At 57.6% G+C, this 24,166-nt stretch carries 22 protein-coding genes and 3 pseudogenes; 12 read left to right on the top strand and 13 right to left on the bottom strand.

Annotated features, from left to right (window positions below; translation table 11 throughout):
- Nucleotides 1-88 precede the first annotated feature (88 nt).
- The gene (locus QA640_RS31275) at nucleotides 89-1,126 is read left to right on the top strand and encodes a polysaccharide deacetylase family protein (protein ID WP_283036688.1); all 1,038 of its coding nucleotides are present in this window, start codon (nucleotides 89-91) and stop codon (nucleotides 1,124-1,126) included.
- Between the two features lie 388 nt (nucleotides 1,127-1,514).
- Nucleotides 1,515-2,909, top strand: coding sequence for a hypothetical protein (locus tag QA640_RS31270; protein WP_283036687.1), 1,395 nt, complete (start codon nucleotides 1,515-1,517; stop codon nucleotides 2,907-2,909).
- A 44-nt stretch (nucleotides 2,910-2,953) separates the two neighbouring features.
- Here the strand turns inward: QA640_RS31270 and QA640_RS31265 are convergent, their stop codons facing one another.
- Genes QA640_RS31265 through QA640_RS31240 form a run of 6 tightly spaced genes read right to left on the bottom strand, consistent with a single transcriptional unit; the run spans nucleotide 2,954 to nucleotide 7,990 of the window.
- Nucleotides 2,954-3,745 (bottom strand): glycosyltransferase family 2 protein, encoded by a 792-nt coding sequence (locus QA640_RS31265; RefSeq protein WP_283036686.1) that lies wholly within the window; start codon nucleotides 3,743-3,745, stop codon nucleotides 2,954-2,956.
- Between the two features lie 16 nt (nucleotides 3,746-3,761).
- The gene (locus tag QA640_RS31260; RefSeq protein ID WP_283036685.1) at nucleotides 3,762-4,568 is read right to left on the bottom strand and encodes a sugar phosphate isomerase/epimerase family protein; all 807 of its coding nucleotides are present in this window, start codon (nucleotides 4,566-4,568) and stop codon (nucleotides 3,762-3,764) included.
- Nucleotides 4,565-5,353 carry an NAD-dependent epimerase/dehydratase family protein gene (locus tag QA640_RS31255; protein ID WP_283036684.1) on the bottom strand — a complete coding sequence of 263 codons (789 nt, stop codon included), beginning with the start codon at nucleotides 5,351-5,353 and terminating at the stop codon, nucleotides 4,565-4,567. Before QA640_RS31255 ends, QA640_RS31260 begins: the two co-directional genes overlap by 4 nt.
- Complete coding sequence (locus tag QA640_RS31250) at nucleotides 5,353-6,387, bottom strand: hypothetical protein (RefSeq protein WP_283036683.1); 1,035 nt, start codon at nucleotides 6,385-6,387, stop codon at nucleotides 5,353-5,355. The genes QA640_RS31255 and QA640_RS31250 overlap by 1 nt, the downstream gene beginning before the upstream one ends.
- 26 nt (nucleotides 6,388-6,413) lie before the next feature.
- Nucleotides 6,414-7,544, bottom strand: a complete 1,131-nt coding sequence (locus QA640_RS31245) for an FAD-dependent oxidoreductase (protein WP_283036682.1) — start codon at nucleotides 7,542-7,544, stop codon at nucleotides 6,414-6,416.
- Nucleotides 7,514-7,990 (bottom strand): GtrA family protein, encoded by a 477-nt coding sequence (locus tag QA640_RS31240; protein WP_283036681.1) that lies wholly within the window; start codon nucleotides 7,988-7,990, stop codon nucleotides 7,514-7,516. The genes QA640_RS31245 and QA640_RS31240 overlap by 31 nt, the downstream gene beginning before the upstream one ends.
- 875 nt (nucleotides 7,991-8,865) lie before the next feature.
- On the opposite strand from QA640_RS31240, the gene QA640_RS31235 reads away from it, so the two are divergent.
- The 5 genes from QA640_RS31235 to QA640_RS31215 all read left to right on the top strand — a co-directional run bounded on the left by QA640_RS31235 (nucleotide 8,866) and on the right by QA640_RS31215 (nucleotide 14,720).
- Nucleotides 8,866-9,642, top strand: a complete 777-nt coding sequence (locus tag QA640_RS31235) for a methyltransferase domain-containing protein (RefSeq protein ID WP_283036680.1) — start codon at nucleotides 8,866-8,868, stop codon at nucleotides 9,640-9,642.
- A 368-nt stretch (nucleotides 9,643-10,010) separates the two neighbouring features.
- Nucleotides 10,011-11,840 (top strand): HAD-IIIC family phosphatase, encoded by a 1,830-nt coding sequence (locus tag QA640_RS31230; RefSeq protein ID WP_283036679.1) that lies wholly within the window; start codon nucleotides 10,011-10,013, stop codon nucleotides 11,838-11,840.
- An 80-nt stretch (nucleotides 11,841-11,920) separates the two neighbouring features.
- A complete protein-coding gene (locus QA640_RS31225) occupies nucleotides 11,921-12,088 on the top strand; it encodes an acyl carrier protein (protein WP_283042943.1) in 168 nt (55 codons plus the stop codon).
- A 91-nt stretch (nucleotides 12,089-12,179) separates the two neighbouring features.
- Entirely contained in the window at nucleotides 12,180-13,145 is a 966-nt protein-coding gene (locus tag QA640_RS31220; RefSeq protein ID WP_283036678.1) for a hypothetical protein, read from the top strand.
- The gene (locus tag QA640_RS31215) at nucleotides 13,146-14,720 is read left to right on the top strand and encodes an MBOAT family O-acyltransferase (RefSeq protein WP_283036677.1); all 1,575 of its coding nucleotides are present in this window, start codon (nucleotides 13,146-13,148) and stop codon (nucleotides 14,718-14,720) included.
- Nucleotides 14,721-15,117: 397 nt separating this feature from the next.
- Here QA640_RS31215 and QA640_RS31210 read toward each other — a convergent pair whose 3' ends face one another.
- The 4 genes from QA640_RS31210 to QA640_RS31195 form a co-directional block, all read right to left on the bottom strand.
- Nucleotides 15,118-15,489 (bottom strand): hypothetical protein, encoded by a 372-nt coding sequence (locus QA640_RS31210; RefSeq protein WP_283035315.1) that lies wholly within the window; start codon nucleotides 15,487-15,489, stop codon nucleotides 15,118-15,120.
- 13 nt (nucleotides 15,490-15,502) lie between these two features.
- On the bottom strand, nucleotides 15,503-17,080 hold the full coding sequence (locus QA640_RS31205) for an IS66 family transposase (RefSeq protein WP_283042864.1): 1,578 nt from the start codon (nucleotides 17,078-17,080) through the stop codon (nucleotides 15,503-15,505).
- Nucleotides 17,081-17,153: 73 nt separating this feature from the next.
- Nucleotides 17,154-17,501 carry an IS66 family insertion sequence element accessory protein TnpB gene (gene tnpB, locus QA640_RS31200; protein WP_283035314.1) on the bottom strand — a complete coding sequence of 116 codons (348 nt, stop codon included), beginning with the start codon at nucleotides 17,499-17,501 and terminating at the stop codon, nucleotides 17,154-17,156.
- On the bottom strand, nucleotides 17,498-17,908 hold the full coding sequence (locus tag QA640_RS31195) for a transposase (protein WP_349253752.1): 411 nt from the start codon (nucleotides 17,906-17,908) through the stop codon (nucleotides 17,498-17,500). Before QA640_RS31195 ends, tnpB (QA640_RS31200) begins: the two co-directional genes overlap by 4 nt.
- Before the next feature lie 355 nt (nucleotides 17,909-18,263).
- On the opposite strand from QA640_RS31195, the gene QA640_RS31190 reads away from it, so the two are divergent.
- From QA640_RS31190 to QA640_RS31180, 3 genes are all read left to right on the top strand, one after another.
- Nucleotides 18,264-18,521, top strand: a complete 258-nt coding sequence (locus tag QA640_RS31190) for a hypothetical protein (RefSeq protein ID WP_283036676.1) — start codon at nucleotides 18,264-18,266, stop codon at nucleotides 18,519-18,521.
- Nucleotides 18,518-18,871: an IS66 family insertion sequence element accessory protein TnpB gene (tnpB, locus tag QA640_RS31185; RefSeq protein WP_283036675.1), complete on the top strand. Its 354-nt coding sequence runs from the start codon at nucleotides 18,518-18,520 to the stop codon at nucleotides 18,869-18,871. The genes QA640_RS31190 and tnpB (QA640_RS31185) overlap by 4 nt, the downstream gene beginning before the upstream one ends.
- Nucleotides 18,872-18,940: 69 nt before the next feature.
- Complete coding sequence (locus QA640_RS31180) at nucleotides 18,941-19,507, top strand: IS66 family transposase zinc-finger binding domain-containing protein (protein WP_283036674.1); 567 nt, start codon at nucleotides 18,941-18,943, stop codon at nucleotides 19,505-19,507.
- On the opposite strand, the gene istB is transcribed toward QA640_RS31180, so the two are convergent.
- Both istB and istA read right to left on the bottom strand, forming a co-directional pair.
- Nucleotides 19,448-20,353, bottom strand: coding sequence for an IS21-like element helper ATPase IstB (istB, locus tag QA640_RS31175; RefSeq protein WP_283036673.1), 906 nt, complete (start codon nucleotides 20,351-20,353; stop codon nucleotides 19,448-19,450). The two genes, QA640_RS31180 and istB, sit on opposite strands and share 60 nt — an antisense overlap.
- Nucleotides 20,353-21,611 (bottom strand): annotated as a pseudogene (istA, locus tag QA640_RS31170) (IS21 family transposase). The gene istB and the pseudogene istA overlap by 1 nt, the downstream one beginning before the upstream one ends.
- A gap of 180 nt (nucleotides 21,612-21,791) precedes the next feature.
- Here istA and QA640_RS31165 point away from each other — a divergent pair.
- Nucleotides 21,792-22,640, top strand: a pseudogene (locus QA640_RS31165) (IS66 family transposase); the annotation flags it as partial.
- A 12-nt stretch (nucleotides 22,641-22,652) separates the two neighbouring features.
- A complete protein-coding gene (locus QA640_RS31160) occupies nucleotides 22,653-22,868 on the top strand; it encodes a transposase domain-containing protein (protein WP_283043132.1) in 216 nt (71 codons plus the stop codon).
- A gap of 151 nt (nucleotides 22,869-23,019) precedes the next feature.
- On the opposite strand, the pseudogene QA640_RS31155 reads toward QA640_RS31160, so the two are convergent.
- Nucleotides 23,020-23,888: pseudogene (locus tag QA640_RS31155) on the bottom strand (integrase core domain-containing protein).
- Nucleotides 23,889-24,166: the final 278 nt, after the last annotated feature.

Below are 24,166 nucleotides of genomic sequence, written 5' to 3'. Positions count from 1 at the left end.
GCAAATGGTCTTGGCAAACTCGCTCGCTCGATGCGATGCTCCCGCTCATCGAGATCGGGTTGTCCGTGCAGAGGTGGTCGCCGGCTCCATGAAACAGCCACTGAAGGATTTCGTGTGCCACGGGGTCAGTTGGGCTGGGCTTATGCCGGCCTTTCGCAGTCTATTTGCGGGCCGCGCCGCCATCATCATGTTCCACGAGATACAGAGAGAGTTTCGATTGGAATTGGCAACCGGGACGTCGATCTCGCTATTTGAGCATTCGCTCAGTTGGCTGCGGCGAGAAGGATGGGAGATTGTGAGCCTCGAGGAATGCCTTGAGCGAGTGTCGCGGGACGATCGATCGCGTCGCTATGCAGTGCTCACTTTCGATGACGGTTATCGAGACAATGTTTCGGTGGCGCTTCCAATCCTTGAGCGGCACAATGCGCCGTTCCTCATGTATGTACCGACTGGTGCCCCGACACGAACGCTGCAAGCGTGGTGGCTCGGACTGCGTGAACTGTTTCGCTCACGGGACGACGTTACAATCGATGCAATGGACACCCGATTCCATTGTCCTGACTTTGAGGCGAAGGTCTCCGCGTTGGCCCGAGCCGCGCAGTGGGTCCATCAGGATTATCAACGTGCGACGATGCTTGGACCAACGTTCCACAAAGCGGGTGTATCGCTGTCGGCCTTGAACGAGGCGTATTTCCTTGACGAACAGGAGATTCAGGTGCTGTCCCGTCATCCCCTCGTTTCGTTTGGCGGGCACACAACCTCGCACCCAGCGCTTAAGACATTGGATAGCGCTTCGGCGCGGGCCGAAATGGCCGACAACAAAAGATATCTGCAGGATTTGACGCAAAGGCCGGTGCGGCACTTCGCTTATCCATATGGCGACCCCAAAGCATGTGGTCCTCGCGAAGAGAATCTCGCCAGCGACGCAGGCTTTTCGACCGCGGTAACCACGCGGCCGGAGCAGCTCTGCACTCAGCATCTAAATCAGTTTGCGCTTCCTCGCCTGTTCGTTGGCGGGTTTGACTCAGAAATTGCATTTCAGGCCCGAATGAACGGCCTACAGCAGGCTGTTCACATGCTACTGCGTGATCCGCGCCACTTGATGCAACTACATTCATCTTCGTGATGCTTGGCTGCCGGTTCGCGCTATTCCATCCATTGGATTACCTCCATTGCGCTCGATCCGTGTCGATCAACTGAAATATACTCCCCCGCGGCCGGTCTCGCGGTAGCGAGTACCATTCTGGGAGGAATGGAGCGGGAATTGGTCGCGCTCCAGCTCGAGCCCAACTACTTAGCTTCTAAGGCGGTGTCAGGACACCCGGGTTGCCAAAGCGCCTGATCGCGCATTGCAGGGACCGACGTGATGAGCAGTCTGAATGTTGCCTAGTCGCGTGGCACCTCGTTTAGAACTTCGCAGACAGGCCATCTTTTGGCTCGTTGGACTAGCGGCGACGGCTGTTTATCTAAGAATATCTCCGGGAGCCCTGCTTACCGGCGACTCGCCAGGCTACATGTATTTCGATCCGGGGCGGCCGGTTGGCTATCCTCTCTTTCTCGCAGCGATCAAAAGTCTCACACACGGTTACGACCATGTGGCGACAGCTCAGATCGTAATGCTTGGGGTGAGTGCGGTTGTTGTGGCTTCGGTTGTCGCTTACACCACCCAGCGTTGGTTGATGGCCCTCATTCTCGAAATTGGATTGCTCGTTTATCCGGCCCCCTTCAGGTCAGCCCAATTGATTATGGCCGATGCTCTGTCGATGAGTCTCTACCTGATGTTCATAGCCTCACTATTCTGGTTCGGTGCTCGCCCGTCGCTGCGTCGATATGTGCCACTGTGTTTGATTGTTCTCCTCGCGATTCCCGTCCGGCCGGTCAACATTGCAATGGTTCCGGCTGCGCTCGCAGCGGGGCTCTATTTTTTTGGCTGGAGAGCAGCGATTCGATCCTCGGCGCCGATCCTTGCGGCGGTCACCCTCGGTATCTGCGTGACTCCGGCAACAAACTATCTCTTGCACGGGAGCCCTAAGTCCTTCTCACCTGTTGCCCGGGGCCTGTTTGCCAAAGCTATTTTCGGCATGCCACCAGAGACATTGGCGACGGATAATGCAGATTTGGCTTTTATTAGACAGTCTGTCCTGCCGACCAACGATTACATTCAGAATGCGCCGCCCGAATTTCGTGATCTCATGCGTCAGAGCATTGGCGAATATTTGCGGTTCGGTGTGATCATTCCCACGCTTGTTGAGCGACACGGGTTTCAGCGCGGCGAGGAGGCCGATCCAATACTTTTGAGTTATACACTCGAACATATAAGATGCGATCCCCTATACTTCATCGGGCAGATCGCTCGGGACTACGTTAATTTGGCGAGAAACTACACGTTCATAACGAGTCATAAGCGTCAACGATATCAGGAGTTCTTGGAGCGCAATCCGCCGCCACTTCCAGCGATGATCCCCGAGCGAACTGATTATACAGTTCGTCTTGTTCCAGCGGCTATCGCGGAAATGCGCATCAAAAGCTCGTATGCACCAGGTGAATCTGGGGTGGCAAAGATCGAGGCTCCGCAGGCTCGACCTCTCGCGCTCATTTTGGTAATCGATGCTATCCAGGTTTCGGCGGTGGCGTTTTCCCTGGTGAACCTTCTTCTGCTGCCGGCCCTGGCGCTGAAAAAGCGGGTCGACTCAGGTTGGGTGATTATCTGGATAGTGTCGTTGATGATTCAGATGAACATGGTGGCTACTGCGCTGGGCGAGATTGCTCTGCCACGATACATGTACCCGATATGGCCGCTGTTGTGGCTGGTATTTGTTTTGGGTGGCTCGAAGCTCTGGTCAGTCGCCGCAGCTCCGCGAATGGCTAAAGGGTCAATTTCCGACGAGCTTTTCGCGTTCAAGTCTTGAGGTTGTCGATGTTCTTAAGTGCACCAGCGGGACCGCTATACCTGCTACGGATCGAATCTGCCGAGGGCCACAGAAAACAGTTCTCCCAGCATGACGAGTCGGCCGCGGAAGCCGTTGATCTTTGTTGGGGTCCTCTCGCCCTTGGGATAGGAACGGATGACGGGGATTTCGATGATCCGATAGCCAAGTTGCCCGGCGCGAACGGTCAGATAGAATAGCAGTTCGTAGCGGCGGAAGACATCTCGGAAGGGAGCAACCCGTGGGTCCAGAAGATAGCGTGCCGAATAGCCGCGAAATCCATTGGTTGTATCGGTAAAGAAGTGGCGACCCGAGAGGCTCATCACCGGCGCGTGGATCATGCGCCCACCAATCTTTCTATCGATGGGTGTGTTGATATCCTTCCCGCCTGCTATATAGCGCGAGCCCTGGACGTAATCATAGCCATCGCGTAGCTTTTCGACGAAATCGCCAATGGCGGCGACATCGTCCTTGCCATTTCCGTCAATTGTTACGATGCCGAGGTAGCCTTGGTCGAGCGCCCAGGCGTAGGCCACACGCAGTTGCGCGCTTAGACGTCCGGGGCCTTTTTTGATGAGCAAGGCCCGAACGCCAGACTTTTTCAAAAGATCTGAATCGAGTGAGCCATCTTTGGAGCCACCATCTGCGATCACAATGTCGACGGGTGGTCTAATAGCCGCGATGCGTCCGATTTGGTGACGAATGCGTTCGCCCTCGTTGAGTACGGGAATGACAAGCACGTAGTCATGACGCTTGGGAAGAAAGTCGGAAACACTATGCTCAGGGATTTGCCTGCTGGAGGTGAGGGTAGGGTCCATTTAATAATGCTCCCGCTTAATAATGCTCCCGCGCGAATGCGATGGCGCGTTTCACGTTCTCCTGCCAATTTGACGACGATTTCATCTCAATCGAAATGGAACCGTTGTAGCCGCCGTCGGCGAGTGCCTTTGCCAGAGGCGAATGGTCGAGACCGCTTTGCCCGACCGGCGCCAATCCGGGCTCGCTGATGTGAGCGTGGACGGCGAATTCCACGGCGCGCGTCAAAACTGACGGATTCTCCCGTTCGAGAAATATCGTTCCTGTATCGATCTGCAGCCTTACGCCGGGATGATTGACGGCCGCAACTAGATCAATGGCCTCGCTCGTCGTTGTTACGAAACGGCACGCATAGACAGCCGCGTTTGGCTCAAACGACAGTGCCGTGCCTTCGGAGGCGAAGGCCGGCGCCAGCGAGGAAAAGAGCTCAACCGCAATCTGGAATGCTTCGTCGGATTCAAGCGCACCCGGATCGCGCAGTTTGGGAGCGCCGAAGACGCAGGCTCTGGCTCGGAGAACGCCGGCAACCTTTGCAATCTTGACGAGATGTTTCTGCAGGACGGACCGAGCCTCAGTTGAGGCGAAAAGATGAGCGCTGGGGACGTTGAACATGATGCCCTGGACTGCTGGGCAGATCATGCCAGCGTCGTCGAGACGGGCTTTGAAATCACGGAGGAGTTTATCATCGATCTCCCACGTTCTAAAGAAGTTGAAGGGTGCAATCTCGATTCCGCGCACGCCCAACGACAACAGCAAAGCGACGGCCGAATCGTGTTGGCCTGGAGGCCAAGCAATATTTGACACCGATAGCTGTTGCTCGGTCACGTCTTATTCCTCCGTTCGTTCGCAACAAAGTCGGCGAGCTGGCCGAGAACAGAGATGCGTGAGCAGACAAAATTGTGCGGTCCGCCAAACAGCTTCGAGTAGCGGGTCGTCAAGCAATAGTTCGGGGCAGGCAAAACCGGCGCGCCAGGATGTGAATTCGGGAAGAATGCATCCAGAATATCCGCCGTGGCGATAGGTTCTGGAAACAGATTGACCAGAGATAGGTTTTGCGACCGGATGAGATCGAGATCGTCGGCGAGGCGCATCAGCGAGTACCACTGAAAGCTGCTTGCCGGATTGATATTGTTGGTTTGATTGTCGTGGAGGAGGTCGAAAATCACGTTCTTCTTTAGGCCGGGCCCAAAGAGTGCAGGCAGGCGGACAATGCGAGTCTTTTCGAAACGACTGCTCACCCAGTTCTCCAGTTCTAGCCGATGGCACCCATAGGCATGGCTCGGCACATTGTTGATAGTGGCGTCTTCGTTCAGCGGCTGGCTAGGGTCTGGATAGACGTCAATTGTGGAAATCAGAATGAATTCTTCGGCTGTGAGCGTTTCGAGCACTGTCTTGAGCCGCTCAATACCAAGCCGGTCCGCTTCCGGATCCCTATTTGCGAGCCATTTGGTGGCAGAGACGCCGGCGCAGACAATCGTCTCGAACCGACGGCCGATAAGGTCGCCAATTGTCTTCGAATTGGCGAGGGTCCCAAAACGTCGGTCCCGTGCCAAATTGCTTCCCACAAAGCCGGTATGGCCGATCAGGGCCGAACCTTGCATGAGGCGCATCAGCGGTCCACCTCGGTGAGCAGATCAGCCGGAGCGCCGACCTGGTAGCGGCCTTCCTGATCAACGATGTTGAGTCGTTGACTGCGACGTGATAGCGGACCGCGCACTTCGCGCGCGACAAGATAACGCCGACTCGTCACCGGTGAGGCGGCAAGGATCTTGATGAGATATTCTGACAGAAAAAGAAATTGCAAGCTCATAGCGAACATCATTCCAGCTGATTGCAGTGAGAGAGTCGTCCAGCCTGGTGCGACTTCTGTTTTGAAGAAATAAATGATCAGCGCATAGACGGCGTAGAACAACGAGCCGATGCCGCTAAAGAACCCGAGGTAGGATGCGAGCCTAAGCGGTAGCGTGCTGCCGGTCATGATAAGTTCTAAGGCTGTCGAGATGCCGCGCTTCACGTCGATGCCGCCGCGCACAATTTTGGTTGTCCCCAGGACGTCAATCGTTTCGGTTGTAAATCCGGAGCCGAGTGAGTTGGCGCGGATACGAACTTCACCGTCGTTTTTGGTGGCGATGAACATGGCTGCGGGTCGCGTGAGCATGCGGAACGATGGCGGATGCTTCTCAAAATTCGCGCCGTTGAGGGCGGAGTACAGTCGACAGAATAGCCAGAACAGAAAGTTTGCGGCGACGCCGCGATCGACGATGACTCCCCCATCGGTATGGCCCAATACGAGATCCGCCCCCCTTGCGGCAGCGTCGGCAAAGCCGCTCAGGGCTCCTATCTCGAAGTCTAGAGGTGTGCAGAACAGGATGTAGTCAGAGACAGCGTGATCAATGCCTAAAAGTCGAGCCACATCATCGCGAACGGTTTCATTCAGGAAAACTATTGTGATGTCGGGGATTGTTTCGGCCACCTTTTTGAAGTCCATATTGGCCGATTCGGAGGGCTCAATGGCCACGAGCACAATTTCGACGTCGGTGAAGTGGCGCGCCAGTGTATCCGATAACAGCAACAAGCTGTCGATCGCGACAGAGCGGTCGCGAATAAGAATGATCGCAGTCACGGACGTCAGCATCACGGTCATCGCTCGTCCCCATTCGTGGGTTCACTTCACCACGTCTGATTGCGCAAGAACTCGCGCACTTCGTAGATATTGTCGATTTTGGAGCCAAGCACCGACAGAATCCGTCCATTGCCAGGATTTCTCTCGGCGAGTATCGGCCGCGCGTCGTCACGCTCTGTCGCGATCAAGACTGCCTTGATTTCGTAGATGGATCTTTCGATGCGCGCTCGCGAAAGACACGGCATGTATCGCGCGGAGTCGCGCACGATGGCGTTCGCGTTGCTCTTCACGGGTCGGAGTTTTGAGCCCTCAGGTCCGGAAATCGCCTCGTGAGGGGTATACCGAACGTGGGACAACGAGTGTAGTCCCGCGGGAGGGAAGGGCATGACGGAAAAGAATGGGCCGTCTATTACGGTGATGCCTCGGCCCTCCAATTGCATTGGGGGGACGAGCAAAACCATTTCGGTCAATTCTCTTTTGATCCGGGTTCGCAGATCGACGCCGACCGTATCGAGGGCGGCGTAAGTGCAGTTGAAGACCCACCGGGATCGCAGTGTCTCGCCGGGGAGACTTACCTCGACGAAACGATCGCCGGTCCCCGTGATCACGGCGGACGAATTCAGCCGGACGTCAATTCCCGCCGCCCTAAGGTGACCTTCCAGAACTTTTCGGATCTTGACCGAGTCAAACGCGAGTTCTGTCACGAGGAAAACCCGGTCGAGGGTTCCGCGCTCGAACAGATCGGCAATTTCGCGGGGGGCCTGCCGGCAAAACGCTCCAATGCGATGGCAGAAAACCTCAAACTGATCGGCCGAGACGCGCGATCCGCGGACCATCGCGTAATATTTCTCGAGGCCATGCGTGACCGCGTAGTCATATTCGGCCACGAAGCGTGTGAAGTTCTTACGCGATTTCAGTGCTGTGGTGTAGGAACGGGGATAATGGTAGCCGCCGTGAACGCGCGCTTGGTTTACGAAGGATGCCCGGCGGAGGAGGCCGGGTTCTCGTTCGATGAGAACGATTTGGTCAAAGCCGATCCGCCGTAATTCAAGCGCGACTTCGCATCCATAGAAGCCGCCACCGATAACGATTGCATCAAGCGCGTCGCGGCCGCGACGAGTTGCCGATGCCTTCGAACCGGCGCCACTTAACCGCTTTGATATCGGGGGTATGTCCATATCCGATGCCCCAGATAGTTCAAAAAGGGCACAGTCGCGAAAATGACAAGGACCGTCGTGATGGGGCGGACGTGCATCCGCTCCAGCAAATCAGCCATACAGATATTTGCGACAAGGCCGGCGATGGTGACGATCGAAAACTTAGTCATATTTCGCGTCGTCGGTTTCGTGCGGAAGACCCACAAGGTATTTCCCGAATAGGAAACAACGGTTCCAAGGACGAAGCCGCACATGGCTCCGACGACTTGGCCGAAACCAGCCAAGATCATGAGATACATGCCGGCCGTATAAAATAGAAAGGAGATGAAGCCGGTCACGCCAAACCCTAGCAACATCCACAGCTCAGTTTTAGTCAGCCGGTTGAGCAGCCCTGAAGCCAGCTTCGTGGCTGATAGAGTCAGTGCATTGATCCTCATGGCAATAATGCTCTTCGTTTTCGCCGACACTCAGCCCTGCATGGCCGCTTGCCTCGCAGGCGCGAGTCCTGGCCGCCGGCTTCAGGACGTGCATTGGAGCTGCCCTAAGGAAGAAACCCATGGGGAAGCCGGAGACGACTGATTGGGACGTTGGGAGCCTTCTCCAGGAGGGGTTCGTCGCATTGGTCATCAGGGTTGCTCGGCTGCGCTTGTTTGCAACCCTGCAATAATCATAGCGCAAGCGCAGCAAAGCGCCCAAACATTCAAAAGTGGTACCACCTCCAGAAAATGAGCGACCAGAGACGGTTAACCTTTAGGGCGCCCTTATCACGCAGCGCCGACGGACCTCGGCCTTCCGCGACAGAGGCAACGAAAGGTCCTGCAACTCATGCCGGCGTTTCATGCCGAAAACGCGGCAGCTTGGACCGGCTGGTGCGGTGCGCCGTACCATGTGAGCCTGGGCAATGGTGTGGCAATCGCCGCATGACGGTGATGGACAGCGGCGCTCCCTAACGAGCTAATCGGTGCACTAGATTGCCCCAGCCCATCTGTTTCCCAAGTACGACAGATCAGGCCGAGCTGAGTCTGGCACCGGTCGATCCCACACAATTGCTTGTCGAGATCGAGAAGCGGCACCGCATCTTGTGCTCGCACCTAGCCCAAGAAGCCTGGAACTTCGAGCGATAGAGACCATACGTGGATGCCTAAAATGGTGCCGCACCGCTCGGCCACCATGGCCGATTTGCGCAACTGGATTGCTCTTAGGATCGGCGTTTTCGGATACACGGTCACTTATCTTGCGGTGCACTCAGAAGTGACTGACGGTGGAAGGACGCCGAACCCTGCACCGCGCGCATTACCCCTTTTAGGGTACTTGTACTTATTGCATTTCCGGTAAGATTGCGTTGGGCGAGAACGTCGAACACCACCCCAACGTCCTGCTCGCAACAGGCGTGGAGTCGTCAGAAAAAATATCGACGTCGGATGGCAACCAACAGCGATCTGGTCAGTCTGCTGAGGATCACACGATGTTTTCAGTGATAGACAAGATGGCCTACGCTATCTCAGCGAGAAGCCGCAAGAAAAAACTCGATCAGTTCGTCCATTTCGTCGCCCCTCAGCCCCACGAAACGCTGGTAGACGTCGGAGTGAATACCGAAGAATACTCGGCAACCGACAATTACCTGGAGAAATTCTATTCCCATCCCGAAAACATTACTGCGGTAGGTTTCGGTAATTTCTCTCTTTTTAACAAGCGCTATCCCAAAATAAAAAGTCTAGAAGGTGATGGCCGTGCTCTTCCCTTTGGCGACAACTCATTTGATATAGGCTACTCCAACGCCGTGCTTGAGCATGTCGGCTCCACCCCGGCTGATCAGCTGCAGTTTCTTACCGAGTTGGCACGGGTCAGTAAACGTGGCTACCTCACCACACCCAATCGCCATTTTCCGTTTGAGATTCATACGCGTACTCTCCTTCTTCATCTTCTCCTTCCCAAGAAGGTATTTGACGCCTTTCTGGTATGCATCGGAAAAAAATGGGCAACCGGCGACTATATGCATCTTCTTTCTGAGAGGGATATCCGTTCGCTTTTCGCCAAGGCACACATTTCAAACTACACTCTAATTAAAAACAGGTTTTTTTATCTGCCCATGACCTTTACCGTAATCTGGCAAAAATGAACTTCTCTCCTTTAGCTGCAAGCGTCAGTTCTGGATGATCTGTCGTTTGATTCCTTCCCTTCGAGAAAGGAGTGATCTGAGCCCTCTTTTTCATCCAACGATGGGAAGAGTCCGGATTGATTTGAGCCTTGGTGGCTCGGTGATGCTATGGGATGGGGCGCGGAGCCATCGGCACAGCGCAGCGTCCCGTCCCGTGGCATCTTGGGAGCGTTGAATCCGGCCTAGATCGACGGCGCGAGAAACTACTGCGCCAAAGTTGGCTACGATATCACTCAGTTTGAATCAGTACCCGGCGGACGACAATAATGTATCGAAACTGGCTTCAACCATGTCCTGATGCAAAACACCGAATCCGAGAAGCTGAACTCTTGGAAAATTCAACCGATCGTTGGGCCGCACTCAGATCGATCTGCAATCATGATCATGACTTTCTCAATACGATTCGGTTAGATCGAGCGATTGGACGCGTGCGGGACGGCATGACGGACAAAGGCTGGGGAGGGCTACAGCATATCAAGCTCGCAATTCTAAGCACTTCAACTACAGGTCATCTGACGGCGGGTGTGCGGGTTGCCGCGTTAGGACGTGGACTGATGTGCGATATATACGAGCCAGCCTTTGGCCAAATGCGTCAGGAGTTGGCGGACCCAAAATCGGGCCTTCACACTTTCGCACCCAATGTCATCTTGTTTGCCGCGGATCCCTATTCGCTGTTTGGCGCCGCCGGCGCGGATACAGGCGAGGCCTCACAAATTGCGCAAGCAGCAATCGATGACCTTAAAACGCAGTGGCATCGAGCTCGAGATCTGTGGAATGGTACCATCATTCAGCAGATTCCGTTCAACCCTTTCCTGAGGTTGCTTGGGGAGAATGAGTCTTGGTTTTCAAGCTCGCCTGCATTCATCCTCCGTACCTTCCAAGAAAAGCTACGCGCCGCTGCCAAAGATGAGGGGATTGATCTGATCGATCTGGACTACTGGACTTCGAGGCACGGACTAAGTGCCTGGCATTCGGAGGCGCTTTGGCATCGAAGCAAACAGGAGGTTCATCCAATAATCACGCCTCTTTATGGCGACCTCGTCGCGCGGGTCATTGCAGCACGATATGGTAAGGCCGCCAAATGTCTGATCTTAGATTTAGACAACACGCTTTGGGGTGGCGTAATCGGTGATGACGGCCTGGAAGGCATCGTGATAGGTCAAGGATCGCCTATTGGCGAAGGATATCTTGCGTTTCAGCGATACGCCAAGCAACTGGCAAGAAGAGGTATCATTCTCGCCGTTTGCTCGAAGAATGACGATGAAGTCGCGCGTCGGCCCTTTCGTGCGCACCCAGATATGGCTCTCCGACTGGATGACATTGGATGTTTTATCGCCAATTGGAGCGATAAGGCCACGAACATTCGCAGCATTGCCAGGAAGCTCAATATTGGGATCGACACCTGCGTATTCGCAGACGACAACCCCTTCGAACGGCAACTTGTTAGGAACGAGATCCCAGACGTCTTTGTCCCGGAACTTCCTGAAGATCCATCTGATTTTTCGCGCGTCATCGCCGAGTCTGGCCACTTTGAAAGTGTGTCACTTACAAAGGAAGACCTCGCCAAAACGGAGCAATATCAGTCGAACGCCCGACGGCAGGCCCTACTCGACCAAGTTACAGATTTAGACGAATATCTATCCGCACTAAATATGACACTTAAGCAAAGTGCATTTGATGAGATGGGTCTTTCACGCATCGTGCAACTGATCAACAAGACAAACCAATTCAATCTGACAACGAAGCGCTACTCCGAACCGGAGGTTAAAAAATTGCTTTCTGACCCCAATGTAATCACACGTCAGCTTCGATTGTTGGACAAGTTTGGCGATAATGGCATTATTGCTGTGATCATAGGGTCATTCGCGCCAAAATCTAAGACACTTGTGATTGACACGTGGCTGATGAGCTGTCGAGTGCTAGGGCGCCAGGTTGAGCAGGCCACCCTTGATGTCATCGTGGATGCCGCTAAGGCGATCGGAGCCGGTGAAATAATCGGTCAATACATTCCCACAGAGCGCAATGGCATGGTCGAGGGACTCTTCGCCAAATTGGGATTCTCAAAACGACCTTGCGCTGACCCTGTGTCTAGTTGGTCTTTGAATGTGAACGCCTACGAACCAGTTCGTACCCACATCGTAATAGAGGCCTCCACGTGACAAGCGAAAATGTACTACGCGATCTAACCGAAATATTTCGAGATGTTCTCGACGACGATAAGATTATTCTTACGCCTCAAATGACGGCTGAGGACGTTACAGGCTGGGACTCGGCTAATCACATTAACATTGTCGTCTCAGCGGAGATGAGGTTCAAAATAAAAGTTAGCAACGCCGAGATCGAGAGGTTGGAAAACGTTGGAGATTTCGTCGAACTTATCCAACGTAAAATGTCCGCCCAGAAGTAGATAGGGTTCGTTCATGATTGCGTTGCGAGGCGGACTAATTGATCGGAAGGTAGGTCCAATATTATTTTGCTCACTCCTCCTCGGCGTAGCGATGATGCTGTTCGTACTGCCATTTCCGTCGCGAACCCAACTCAAGCGCATCGCAGCTATCAAAACGACAAGCGCGTCGATCGTGATAGTTGGCCCCTCAACGATCGACTATGTTTCGAAATGCGACATCGATCACCGGACAATACCAAGCATGCTTTCGGAGTTTTCTGGCCTGCAGGTGCTTGACCTTTCATTTGGCGGCCAACCGCTCAGCGACTCAATCAATTTGGCGGCCGTGAGCAGTCGGAGCTCCTCCATAACGGATGTTTTCTTACCGTTGGCGTACCCGCAGATCGATGACTGGACCACGCCTACGTACCGTGAGTTATTAATCTATAAAGCAGTTGTTCCAACTTTTCGGGTGTTTGCTGCCTCTGGTCCCGAGGATCTCTGGAATGGGCTCATTGGAGAGCCGCGCCGGCTCGAGCAGAGCTTTCGGTTTGAGGGCAAAAGCTATCCTGACTACCGTGTTCTTGCGGCCGGCGAATTCTTGCGTGAGAAGCGACTTGCGACCTGTCCGGAATTAGAAACGCATGATCCCGCCTTTACGCGCGGTTATTTTTGGTGGACTCATGTCGCAAAGACAGTCAATGGGGCCCTATACGACCTAGTAGCCGATTTGAGAGCTGAGCTCCTCGCGAGGGGCAAGCGACTCCATGTTGTCTTGTTGCCGATCAATCTCGGTCTCATTGGACGATTCGAGGAGAGTTGGGTCGTAGTTCTTAAGGACAAGCAGCGGCATCTTGTAGCCGAGATGTACAGACGCGGTATCGAAATTATCGATCTATCAAATGGCTTCGCGTCAGATGAGTTCAGCACCCAATGGTGCGCATGCATTCACCTTAACGACAAGGGCCGACTCCATCTTGCCCGGGAAATGGCAGCAGACCTGAACAGCACAGGAGCAGGTAGCAAGAGGCGAGCCGAACCCTCGCTTAGTCTCTCTTCAAATGGGGTGAGACAGTAAATGGTATTTAGTTCGTTCGTTTTTATAGTTCTTTTTCTGCCAGTTACCATTGTTGGATTCTGGCTCTTATCGACCCTTGGTCACGGTTTATCCAAGATCTGGCTCTGTCTTACATCACTCTTTTTCTATGGCTGGTGGGACATCGAATGGGTCCCCGTACTTCTGCTTTCAGTCACGTTCAACTATCTGATCGGGCATGCCATCATTTCGCGAGCGAATGCCGATCGATCTACCGGCGGACTGCTTTTGGCGGGCGTTCTCACCAACCTTGGAGCTCTCATTTATTATAAATATTTATTCTCCGTGATGCAGCTTTTTGGCGCTGAAACTTTGATGCCTATGCCGAGAGGGCTTCCATTAGGAATTTCCTTTTTTACGTTTACGCAGATGGCCTTTCTCGTTGATGTCAGTCAGGGATTTCGTGAGCGATATTCTCCGATCAACTATTTGTTGTTCGTCACGTTTTTTCCGCACCTTATTGCCGGCCCGATCGTTCATCACCGGGATCTCATGCCGCAGTTCGAAGATGACAAGAACTACTGTTTCCAGCCGACCGAATTTGCGGTCGGATTGGTTATTTTTTCTATAGGACTAGCGAAAAAGACACTGATTGCCGACAACGTAGGTAGAGTGGCAGATCAAATTTTGGATTTAGGCCGCGTTAGCACCCACATTGCCTGGGTTGGAGTGTTGGCGTACTCGATGCAGCTTTACTTCGACTTTTCCGGCTATTCCGACATGGCAATCGGCCTCGCTCGCTTGTTCGGCATCAAGTTTCCGATAAATTTTGCTTCCCCTTATAAGTCATTGAGTATCATCGAGTTTTGGCAACGATGGCATATTACGCTCACGCGTTTTTTGACCAGCTATCTTTACAACCCGATCGCATTGAGGCTGGTCCGTCGCAGAGCGACAGCCGGGCAAGCCACCTCCAAGCGAGCTTCGCAAACCGTTTCCGGTTTTCTTGAACTAATCGCTTTGCCGACTCTTATCACGATGCTGATCGCCGGCATATGGCATGGGGCGGGACTGCAATTTGTTATTTTCGGAGCGCTGCATGGATTCTATATTTCAGTCAATCACGCATGGAGAACGTTTGGTAGGAAGACATCTTGGCGTCTTCCGCAATTTGCCAAAACCATCGCAAGTGGCGCGTTGGTCTATTTGTGCGTGATAATCGCGCAAATCTTCTTTCGAGCTCACTCCGCGGGCGATGCTATTGCAGTTCTGTCTGATATGTTTTTTGTGCATGCTATCTCGGAACGGAGTTGTTGGACTGGCCTAGTGACCTGTGCTCAATCAATTTCTCTGCCAAGCCTACCATTACCGGAGCCTGTAGTATCCCCGCTCGATCTTCTCGTGGTTGCTGGGAGTATGGTCATTGCGTGGCTCGCCCCCAACACTCAACAGATCATGGCCAACTATGATCCCGTGCTTGACCTAGGTCGTCGGATCGAAGGATCGTACATAAAGGCCCAGCTCTCCTCTGGATGGGCGGTAGCTTTTGGCGTCATCCTCTTTCTGGGATTGTTCAGCATTCGAGACGGGCAGCCCTTCATCTATTTTCAGTTCTAGACTACGTTGCTTCCAGCGGCACCTTGACAGGACGCCCAGCGCAAAATCGATAGCAAACCTGCCGCCGGTTTTACGGAAGCGACCTGACGGCCATGCACTCCTAACGTGCGGAAAACTGAAAAGGGGCGGCCGGACAACTTTCTGGCTGTCCAAATATCCTGGTCTGAGCCCCGCGCTTCATCCAGCAATAGGGGAGAGTCCCGGTGACATTTGAGCGCATCAGGCTCGGTGGAGCAACGGGGCGGGCGCGGAGCCCTCGTCATAGCGCAGCGTCCCGCCCCGTTGCGGCCCAGGATCGCCGCGATTGGCGTATTCGGTCGAGTGTGAGGTTGCCCAGTGCACTGTGGTATCCGTCCGGTGAGGACCCGGGGGACCTGACCTTGCGGAGTTCCAGTGTTTAAGGTGGATGGAGCAATCCGTCGGATTTTAGCGTGTCAATCGCTTCGGCGAGGGTCAGGCCGCGATGCCGGCAGAACCATTCTCCGGTGTGACGATGCCACTGGATGTCGAAGCGATTGCGGCTAATCCAGTCGAGACGGGCGAACGGGGCGTCGAACTCTTCGCCGAGATTCTCCGGGAAGCCGGAGCGGTAGCGTTGAATGAAGCGATATTTGGTGCCGTGCCACTTTCCCAGGATATCGACGGGGTAGTTGAACTGCGTTGGCCGGATCGTGGGCAGGAAGCGGGGCTTCAGGAAGTCGTCGATCAGTTGCTGGCAGGCGGCCGCCACCGCCGATTTATCTGCCGCGGACAGACCGCTCGCTCTCATGTGTCCTCTTGGCTCACGCCGCTTCGACATGGCTCGGCACGGGCTTTTGCCAGTTCCAGGGCAGAAGCTCAGCCAGCCTCTGGATAGCATGATCGTTGATGCGCGCCAGCACGTCGGCGAGCCAAGCCTGTGGATCGATGTCGTTGAGCTTGGCGGTGGCGATGAGGGTGTAGATCGCAGCCGCACGCCGGCCGCCCTCATCGGAGCCGGCGAAGGTCCAATTTCTTCTGCCCACGGCGACAGCCCGAAGCTCGCGCTCGGCGGCATTGTTCGACATGCAAAGCCGTCCGTCATCAAGGAAGCGGGTAAATGCGTCCCAGCGGCTGAGGCAGTAATTGATCGCCTTGGTCGTGTCGTTGTTCCTGGAGAGCTTGGCGCGCTGCTCGCGCAACCACGCCTCCAGCTCGACGATTAAGGGACGGCTACGTTCCTGGCGCACACGCAGGCGTTCCTGCGGAGCAAGGCCGTTGATCTCGCGCTCGATGGCGAACAGAACGTCGATGCGCTTGACCGCCTCGGCCGCGATCGGCGCCTTGGTGAGCCGTGCCAGATCAAAGAACTTGCGCCTGCCGTGCGCCCAGCACGCGGCCTCGATGATCGGGCCGCCCTTGCGATTGGCCTCGTAGAGCCTGCCAAAGCCGGCGTAGGCGTCGGCCTGCATCAGTCCGGCATAGCCCGCCAGATGCTGCTCCGGATGCGCACCGCCACGATCCGGCGAGTAGAAGAACACGGCCGCCGGCGGATCTGGGCCGGCAAACGGACGGTCGTCGCGCACGTAGGTCCAGAGCCGGCCGGTGCGGGTCTTGCCCTTGGCCAGGACCGGCACCGTGGTGTCGTCCGCGTGGATGCGTTCGGCCGCAAAGACATGGCTCCGGATCGCATCGACCAGCGGCATCAGGGTTGCAGCGGAGGCGCCCACCCAGTCCGCGAGCGTCGACACGTCGAGGTCGATGCCTTCACGCTGGTAGACGTCGCTCTGACGATGGAGCGGCAGGTGCAGGCCGTACTTGGCGAACAGGACATGGGCCAGCAGCTTGGGCCCTGCACGCCCGCGCGCGATTGCGTGCGAGGGAGCTGGCGGCTGGGTGATCGCTTCGCAGGCCCGGCAGACGAGCTTCTCGCGCACGTGCTGGATCACTTTCCACTGGCGCGGAACGAGCTCCAGCGTCTCGGTCACGTCCTCGCCGATCTTGCGCAACCGGCTGTCGCCGCAGCATGGGCAGGTCGCCGGCACCGGATAGACAATGCGCTCCCGCGGCAGATGCTCCGGCAGCGGCCGGCGGGCTGGCTTGCGGCGCTCGAACGATGGCACCGCAATCTTCTCGGATGCCATTTGCGCCGCGGTCTCAGCTTGCGCCGCGTTCTCCTCGAGGTCGGCGAGCTGTAGCTCGAGCTGGTCCAGCAATGCGCCGCGCTCGGAGGACTGTCCGAACTGCTCGTGCCGGAGCTTCTTGATCGTGAGTTTGAGCTTCTCGATCAGCAAGCTCCCCGCCTGGGCCTCGGCTTCCGCGGCCAACCGGGCCGCTCGTTCGGCGCGCAGCATCGCCTGCAGCGTGGTCACATCGTCGGGAAGAGAATCATCAGCGCCCATCGCCGACCAGAGAATCACAAGACGCGGTCTCTGTCCGAACCGCTGATCGTGCCACCGATTCAAATCCCAGCGATCAGCCCGCCGCCCGCGGTCGCCAGGTCTGTTGCGGCATCCGCCAGTCGATGCCCTCCAGCAGGTAGCCAAGCTGGGCTGGGGTGATTGTCACCACGCCATCAGCCGACGACGGCCACAAGAAGCGACCGCGCTCCAGCCGCTTGGCGTAGAGCGACATCCCAAGCCCATCGTGCCAGAGGATCTTGATCAGCTTGCCGCTCCTGCCACGGAACACATAGAGATCGCCGCCGTGCGGGTCTCGCTTGAAGGCTTCCTGCACCAGCAAGGCCAGCGAGTTCATGCCGCGGCGCATGTCTGTATGGCCGGTCGCAATCCACACCCGGACGCCCGACGGAATGGGGATCACTGCGGCCGTCCATCTGCCAGTGCCGCGACCGCAGCCTTCAGCGTCGCCGCGTCGACCGTGCCCGTGATCCGCATCCGAGCCCCGGCAACAAACTCGATCTCGATCGACCCGCCGCTGTTGGCCGGCGCGACTGGACAAGGCGCCGGCCCTGCTTCCGCGACCACCATCGCCGGTACGAAGCCAGGTCGATGGACCGCATCCTTCGGCTCAGGCCGAAACGACCGTCGCCATCGCAGCAGCAATGAGCGCGAAACACCATACCGCCGCGCTGTTGCCGCGACCTGGCGCGGCGCCTGTAAGCTCTCCAGGACGATCCTGAGCTTCTCATCCTCGGACCAGCGTCGCCGCCGGCCTGTGTCCACTACTTCGAGCCGTTCGACTTGGGCACTGCGCCTATCACTGTCCATAAGGACAGTACTCAACAACACGCCTCATTCGGCAAGGCGGCCTTCACCGGACGGATACGCACTGTGCGGCCTGGCGTTGTTGTAGTTTTCCAGGCCGCCAGCAAGGCGCGAGGTAAGCGCTTAGCCGGAACCCTTGCTTCGGGATCTGGATAGCTGTGCGAAGAAGCCTCCGGCTTGGACGGAGGTTCGGGATGGGATTGGACAGCAAAAAGGACGTCCATTTGGACGGCTCATCGCCAGGGTCGGTGAGCCGGCTGGAGGTTCTTGAAGGGCCGTCGGGGCGCCGTGTGCGTTCGGAAGCTGAGAGAGCTCGGGCCGTCGCCGAGAGCCTGTTACTGGTGCCCAGGTATCCGAGGTGGCGCGCAAGTATGGAGCGACGCGCTGGCAGATCTACGACTGGCGACGGCGCTTTCGACAGCGAGGCCTGCTGCCGGCGTGCGAAGCGTCGCAGCCGACATTCGCGCCGCTGGTGGTGGGAGGTGCGTTGGAGGAGCGTCAGGCTCCGGCAATCAAGCTTGAGATCGCGATTGGTGATATCGTGCTGCGGACGGATACGGCCATTGATGCCGAGCAGCTGTCCCGGGTGATCCGCGTGCTGCGAGCATCACGATGATTGCGGCCGGTGCTGATCTGAAGATTTACGTTGCAACGCAGCCGATCGACTTCCGCTGTGGCCACGATGGGCTTGCGGCGAAGGTGCAGGAGATGCTTCGTCTCGACCCGTTCAGCGGCGCAGCCTTCGTGTTCCGATCGAAACGAGCGGATCGGATCAAGATTTTGGTCTGGGATCGAACGGGCCTGGTGTTGGTGCACAAACGCCTCGAAGGTTGCAAGTTCGTTTGGCCAACGATCGCGGACGGCGTGATGCGCATGTCGCCGGCGATGTTTGCGGCCTTGTTCGAGGGCCTGGATTGGAGGTTGGTCCGCCCGGAGGAAGCGCGGCGCCCGCAGGCGGCGGGATAACTGCGACAGAATGACTCGGCAGCTATTTTGAACGTGGCACGTGCGGCGCCGATGTGCTCGAAATAGCCCATGAGCATCGCGGCGCTGCGCGACGAAAACGAACGACTGAAGGCGCTTTTGGCGCAAACGAAGGCGGCTTTGAGCGAGCATCAGGGGGCACTGGCGGCGTCGGAGGAGGCCCGGCGTCGGCTGGAGATCATTCTCGGCGAATTGCGACGCGACAAGTTTGGCGCGAAGTCCGAGAAGCTGCGACCAGATCAGTATCACTTGCCGCTCGAAGACGTGGAGATCGCGCAAGGCATCCTGGACGCGGCGCAGGAGAGAGCCGAGACGGTGATCCAGGGCCGATCGCGGAGCGTGACGGATCAAGGCTCTCATCGCAATCGCGGCTGCTTGCCTGCCCACTTGCCGCGGGTGGAGCGGGTTATCGAGCCTGCGAGCACGCTCTGCCCGTGCGGTTGCGGCACCATGACGAAGATCGGCGAGGACGTCAGCAAGCGCCTCGACGTGATCCCGGCGCAATGGCGTGTGCTGGTCACGCGCCGCCCGAAATTGTCAACGGCGCGCGGAATCTCCTCAGAAGTGGCGCCGCAAAATTCCCCAGCTTGGCGGGATGGCGATCAGCCGTCGACGTGATCGGCAACTCCGTTTTTCGGTGGCCGGCCCCCGGCGTTTCAGGGTCGGCGGAATGTGTTTTGCGGTTGCCTGCGTCTTGTGGCGGATTGTCTCGGGGACAAGATCGGCGTGTTCGCGTAGGCGATAGCTCGAGCCCTCGATTTGAATGACGACAGCGTGATGAAGGAGACGATCGAGGAGCGCGGTCGCGACGACGGAATCGCCGAAGATCTCTCCCCACTCCGCGAAGCCGCGGTTCGAGGTCAGGATCATCGCGCCTTTTTCATACCGGGCGTTGACGAGCTGGAAGAACAAGTTGCCACCGCCGGGAGTGACCGGTAGGTAGCCGATTTCGTCGACGATGAGCAGCGCAAAACGGCAGTAGTAGCGGATCCGCTCGCGCAGAGCGCCGTCACGTTCGGCCTTGGCGAGCGAGGCAACGATATCAGCGAGAGAGCTGAAGTAGACGCTGCGCCCAGCTTTGACAGCCTCAACACCGAGGGCCAGGCTCAGATGGGTCTTGCCGGTTCCTGGTGGCCCGATGAGGTGGATGGCTTCGGCGCGATTAATGAACTGCAATCCGGCGAGCGCCAGGACGCGGTTTTTGTCGAGCGAAGGCTGGAAGGCGAAGTCAAAGCCGGCGAGAGTTTTGATCGCCGACAACTTGGCCATCTGGACCGCCATTTTAACGCGGCGGTTTTCGCGCATCGTGAGTTCTTCGGTAAGCAAGGCGTCGATGGCATCGACGGCGCCCATTTCGCCGCGTTCGATACCGCGCAGGGTAGTATCAAGGATTTCCAGCGCACGCGGCATTTTCAGGCCGACGAGACTGGTCTTGATCCGCTCGACGACGGAGGAAGCACTCATCACACGACCTCCTGGGTTGCCAGGCGGCGGCCGACGGCCGCGTAGAAGTCCAGCGAACGACGAACGGCGTGGCACCGGCGCGCGTGAGAGTGATTGGTTCCGGATTGCCTGAGCGGCGTCGGCCGAAGCTGGCGAGCTTGCGATGCGCAGGATCGAGCCGCTTTTGGCCGCGCTCTTCGAGCGGAGCATGGCTTGCCACCAGAACGCTGCCCTCGAAGATACGGATTTCGTCGGCGAGGACATGGACGTCGAAGACCCGCCGACGCGTGGTATCAGGCACGCTGTAGAGATTGCCGCCGACGCTCACCATGCCTTCATGCGAGGCCCGCCGCTCCAGACGCAACACCGCCCGATACGGCGCGCTCGGTAAGGCTTGCAGTGACGCCCTTTCCTCGGCGAAAGCCTCGTTGACGACCCGACGCGTTGTGGCATGCACCCGAGGATTGGCGACCGTATCCAGCCAATGGCGGAGCTGGCCGTTGAGGTCCTCGAGATTGCCGAAGACGCCGCCGAGGAAGAAGTCCTCGCGGATATAGCGGAACGGCCGCTCGACCTTGCCCTTGGTCTTGGCCCGATAGGGCCGGCAGGCGCGTGGCTGGAAGCCATAATGGCGAGCGAGATCGACGAGGGCGCGGTTGTAGACCACGAGCCCCTCGGCGTCCTCGCCGAGGACAGCGGTCTTCATCCGGTCGTAGAGGATCTCGCGCGGAACGCCGCCGATCGCCTCCAGAGCGGCAATATGACAGCGAAGAACGGTTTGCAAATCTTGATGGACAACGAAGCGCGCCCAGATCAGCCGTGAGTAGCCGAGCACCATCGAGAACAGCCAGACGATGCGCTTGACCCCTGGCTCATCGACGAACTCGACCTCGAACCTGGCGAAGTCGACTTGCGCCTGCTCACCCGCTGGCGTTTCAAAACGGACTTCGAAGCCCGCCGGCCGGGAAGGCCGCAGCTCCCGCACGCGATCGCGGACGACGCTGTAGCCGCCAGCGAAGCCGCGTTCCTTGAGCTCACGCCATAGCCGCACAGCCGTGAGCGCGGGATAGGCCGCCAGTCGTTCGCGCAAATAGGTTTGGAAGTGATCGACGATTCCCGGCCTTGGTGCCCGCTTTTCGTAGACCGGCGGCTCCAACCCTTTGGCGATGTAGGCCCTGACTGTCTTTCGGTCGACACCAAGCTGCCGGGCGATAGCGCTGACCGACAGACCTTGGCGATGCAAATCCAAGATCATGACAAGTTCCCCAAGTTTGATCACCGCGCCCTCCCTCCCGCCTGCAGGAGGAGCGTCAGCGATTCGGCGCGCCGGCCGACCGTCCAGGGCATGCCCTGGACGGTCGGCCGTCACGAAAACTGGGGAATTTTCAAATGCCATAGGTGGGGAGAATAACTCCGCCACTCACAGAAATACATCTGTCGCCGCTGCTCCGGCCCTGTCGTGCAGGCACACGCACCGGAGCATGTCGTGCCCAGCGGGCTGCCGACCGAAGCGGCCATTGCGCACGTGATCGTCTCCAAGTTTGGCGACCATACGCCATTTTACCGTCAGGCCGAGATCTATGCGCGCCAGGGAATCCGGCTTGATCGGGCGACACTGGGCAACTGGTCCGGCCGAGCCTGCTTCCATCTTCAACCGATCGCGGACCACATGCGCCGCCGCCTGGCCATGGCGGATCGCCTGTTCATGGACGAAACCACGGCGCCGGTACTCGATCCCGGGCGCGGCCAAACGAAGAAAGGCTACTTCTGGGCGGTTGTCTCCGATGACCGCGGCCACAGCGGCCCAAGTCCGCCGATCGTGCTGTTCCGATATGCCCCCGGTCGCAGCGGTGCCTTCGCTGAGAAGTTCCTGGATGGCTTCAGCGGACGCTTCCTGCAATGCGATGCCTATGAGGGTTATGACCGACTGACCGAAGCCGCTCGACGGCAAGGGCCATGGACGCTCGTGCATTGCTGGAGTCACTTGCGCCGACGCTTTGTCAAGTTGGCCCGCAACAGCAAATCGCCGATCGCCGAGGCCGCCGTTCGGCACATCGCACAGCTTTACGCCATCGAAGCCATGGTGCGCGGCTCGTCGCCGGACATCCGGTTGGTTGCGCGCAAGGAGCACTCGCTGCCCATGGTAGCCGCGTTAAAGCCGTGGTTCGAGAAACAGCTGTCAATGATCTCCAGCGCTTCGACGCTCGCCTAGGACATCCGCTATGCGCTCAATCATTGGCAGGGACTGACCCGCTTCCTCGAAGACGGCCGTCTCGAGCTCGACACCAACCCGGTCGAGAACGCCATCCGGCCAGTCTGCTTGACAAGGAAAAATGCTCTCTTCGCCGGTCATGAAATCGGGGCAGAAAACTGGGCCTTGCTGGCGTCGATCGTCGCTACCTGCAAGCTCAACGGCGTCAACCCGGCTGCCTACATCACCGAAACACTCGAGGCGATCATCGACGGCCATCCCCATAGCAGGATCGAAGACCTCATGCCGTGGCGATTCCGCAAAACGTCAAGCCAGCCTCAATAGGGCCCCGGCTGAGCGCTTACGGCCATGCACTCCTGACGTGCGGAAAACTGAAAAGGGGCGGCCGGACAACTTTCTGGCTGTCCAAATATCCTGGTCTGAGCCCCGCGCTTCATCCAGCAATAGGGGAGAGTCCCGGTGACATTTGAGCGCATCAGGCTCGGTGGAGCAACGGGGCGGGCGCGGAGCCCTCGTCATAGCGCAGCGTCCCGCCCCGTTGCGGCCCAGGATCGCCGCGATTGGCGTATTCGGTCGAGTGTGAGGTTGCCCAGTGCACTGTGCGGCCTGGCGTTGTTGTAGTCGTCTTTCCAGGCCGCCAGCAAGGCGCGAGCCTGTGCCAGCGAGGTGAACAGCGTCTCATTGAGAAGTTCGTCGCGCAGGCGGGCGTTGAAACTCTCGATGAAGGCATTCTGGGTCGGCTTGCCGGGCGCGATGTAGTGCCAATCGATCTGCCTTTCGCGTCGGCCGTCAGCAAATGCATCCGACAGGAAGTCGAGGCTCCAGCGCTGGTTGGCTCCCTGCGGGATCGAAAGCGGCGCCCTGGTGCCGAGCGCCCGTGGTCCACCACACCGGCGGACTTGAAGCCGTTCCTCGCGATAGAGACACCGGAACTACGTACGAGAGCATCGTCGGCTCGCCGGCCGCGATAGCGCACCGATGCGCGATCTGCGCCAAGGACTTTGCACGCCCGCCGCTCGCTCACCTCGAACGTAGTCCGCAGATGAGCGACGGGCCTCTCGTCTCGCGACGGGCGTCACCATTTTTTTTGACGCAACGTCCTTGAGCATGGCGTTGTCGAGCATCGCCTCGGCCAACAGCTTCTTCAGCTTGGCGTTCTCGTCCTCCAATGCCTTGAGCCGCTTGGCGTCGGGACACTTCCAAGCCGCCATACCTCGCCTTCCACTTATAGAACGTGGCGCTGGAGATCCCGTGTTTACGGCAAGCATCGGCCGTTGCTGCTCCGGCTTCCTGCTCCCGCAGAACCCCAATGATCTGCTCATCTGTGAACCGACTTGGCTTCATGGTCCATCCCTTCCCAGGTGACGGACTCCACTCATTTTTGGAGGAGTTTGCGGGGCTCAGACCACCCCGGTTGAGCGCTTACGGCATTTCTTGGTAACGTCATCGACGATGTTGAGGATGCGGAGAATGCGAAGCTGATCGGGAGGCCGTCCAGCGACGGGCCGGTCGCAAGGGCTTGGAGACCCGGCCCCCGATCCTGGGGAAGGCCAAGCCCAACGCACGCTGGTCGCTGGACTTCGTCACGACCAGTTCGCCAACGGGCGGCGCCTCGGTCGTCA

Origin of the sequence: Bradyrhizobium sp. CB82 (assembly GCF_029714405.1) — a bacterium.
Taxonomy (GTDB): domain Bacteria; phylum Pseudomonadota; class Alphaproteobacteria; order Rhizobiales; family Xanthobacteraceae; genus Bradyrhizobium.
This window is presented reverse-complemented; position numbering and strand designations above follow the sequence as displayed.

Bases quoted from the DNA above. Each gene is read 5' to 3' on its own strand.
- QA640_RS31275 (WP_283036688.1), top strand. From the start codon at position 89: ATGAAACAGCCACTGAAGGATTTCGTGTGCCACGGGGTCAGTTGGGCT.
- QA640_RS31270 (WP_283036687.1), top strand. From the start codon at position 1,515: ATGTATTTCGATCCGGGGCGGCCGGTTGGCTATCCTCTCTTTCTCGCA.
- QA640_RS31265 (WP_283036686.1), bottom strand. From the start codon at position 3,745: ATGGACCCTACCCTCACCTCCAGCAGGCAAATCCCTGAGCATAGTGTT.
- QA640_RS31255 (WP_283036684.1), bottom strand. From the start codon at position 5,353: ATGCGCCTCATGCAAGGTTCGGCCCTGATCGGCCATACCGGCTTTGTG.
- QA640_RS31250 (WP_283036683.1), bottom strand. From the start codon at position 6,387: ATGACCGTGATGCTGACGTCCGTGACTGCGATCATTCTTATTCGCGAC.
- QA640_RS31245 (WP_283036682.1), bottom strand. From the start codon at position 7,544: ATGGACATACCCCCGATATCAAAGCGGTTAAGTGGCGCCGGTTCGAAG.
- QA640_RS31225 (WP_283042943.1), top strand. From the start codon at position 11,921: ATGACGGCTGAGGACGTTACAGGCTGGGACTCGGCTAATCACATTAAC.
- QA640_RS31220 (WP_283036678.1), top strand. From the start codon at position 12,180: ATGATGCTGTTCGTACTGCCATTTCCGTCGCGAACCCAACTCAAGCGC.
- QA640_RS31215 (WP_283036677.1), top strand. From the start codon at position 13,146: ATGGTATTTAGTTCGTTCGTTTTTATAGTTCTTTTTCTGCCAGTTACC.
- QA640_RS31210 (WP_283035315.1), bottom strand. From the start codon at position 15,489: ATGAGAGCGAGCGGTCTGTCCGCGGCAGATAAATCGGCGGTGGCGGCC.
- QA640_RS31205 (WP_283042864.1), bottom strand. From the start codon at position 17,080: ATGGGCGCTGATGATTCTCTTCCCGACGATGTGACCACGCTGCAGGCG.
- QA640_RS31195 (WP_349253752.1), bottom strand. From the start codon at position 17,908: ATGGACAGTGATAGGCGCAGTGCCCAAGTCGAACGGCTCGAAGTAGTG.
- tnpB (WP_283036675.1), top strand. From the start codon at position 18,518: ATGATTGCGGCCGGTGCTGATCTGAAGATTTACGTTGCAACGCAGCCG.
- QA640_RS31180 (WP_283036674.1), top strand. From the start codon at position 18,941: ATGAGCATCGCGGCGCTGCGCGACGAAAACGAACGACTGAAGGCGCTT.
- istB (WP_283036673.1), bottom strand. From the start codon at position 20,353: ATGAGTGCTTCCTCCGTCGTCGAGCGGATCAAGACCAGTCTCGTCGGC.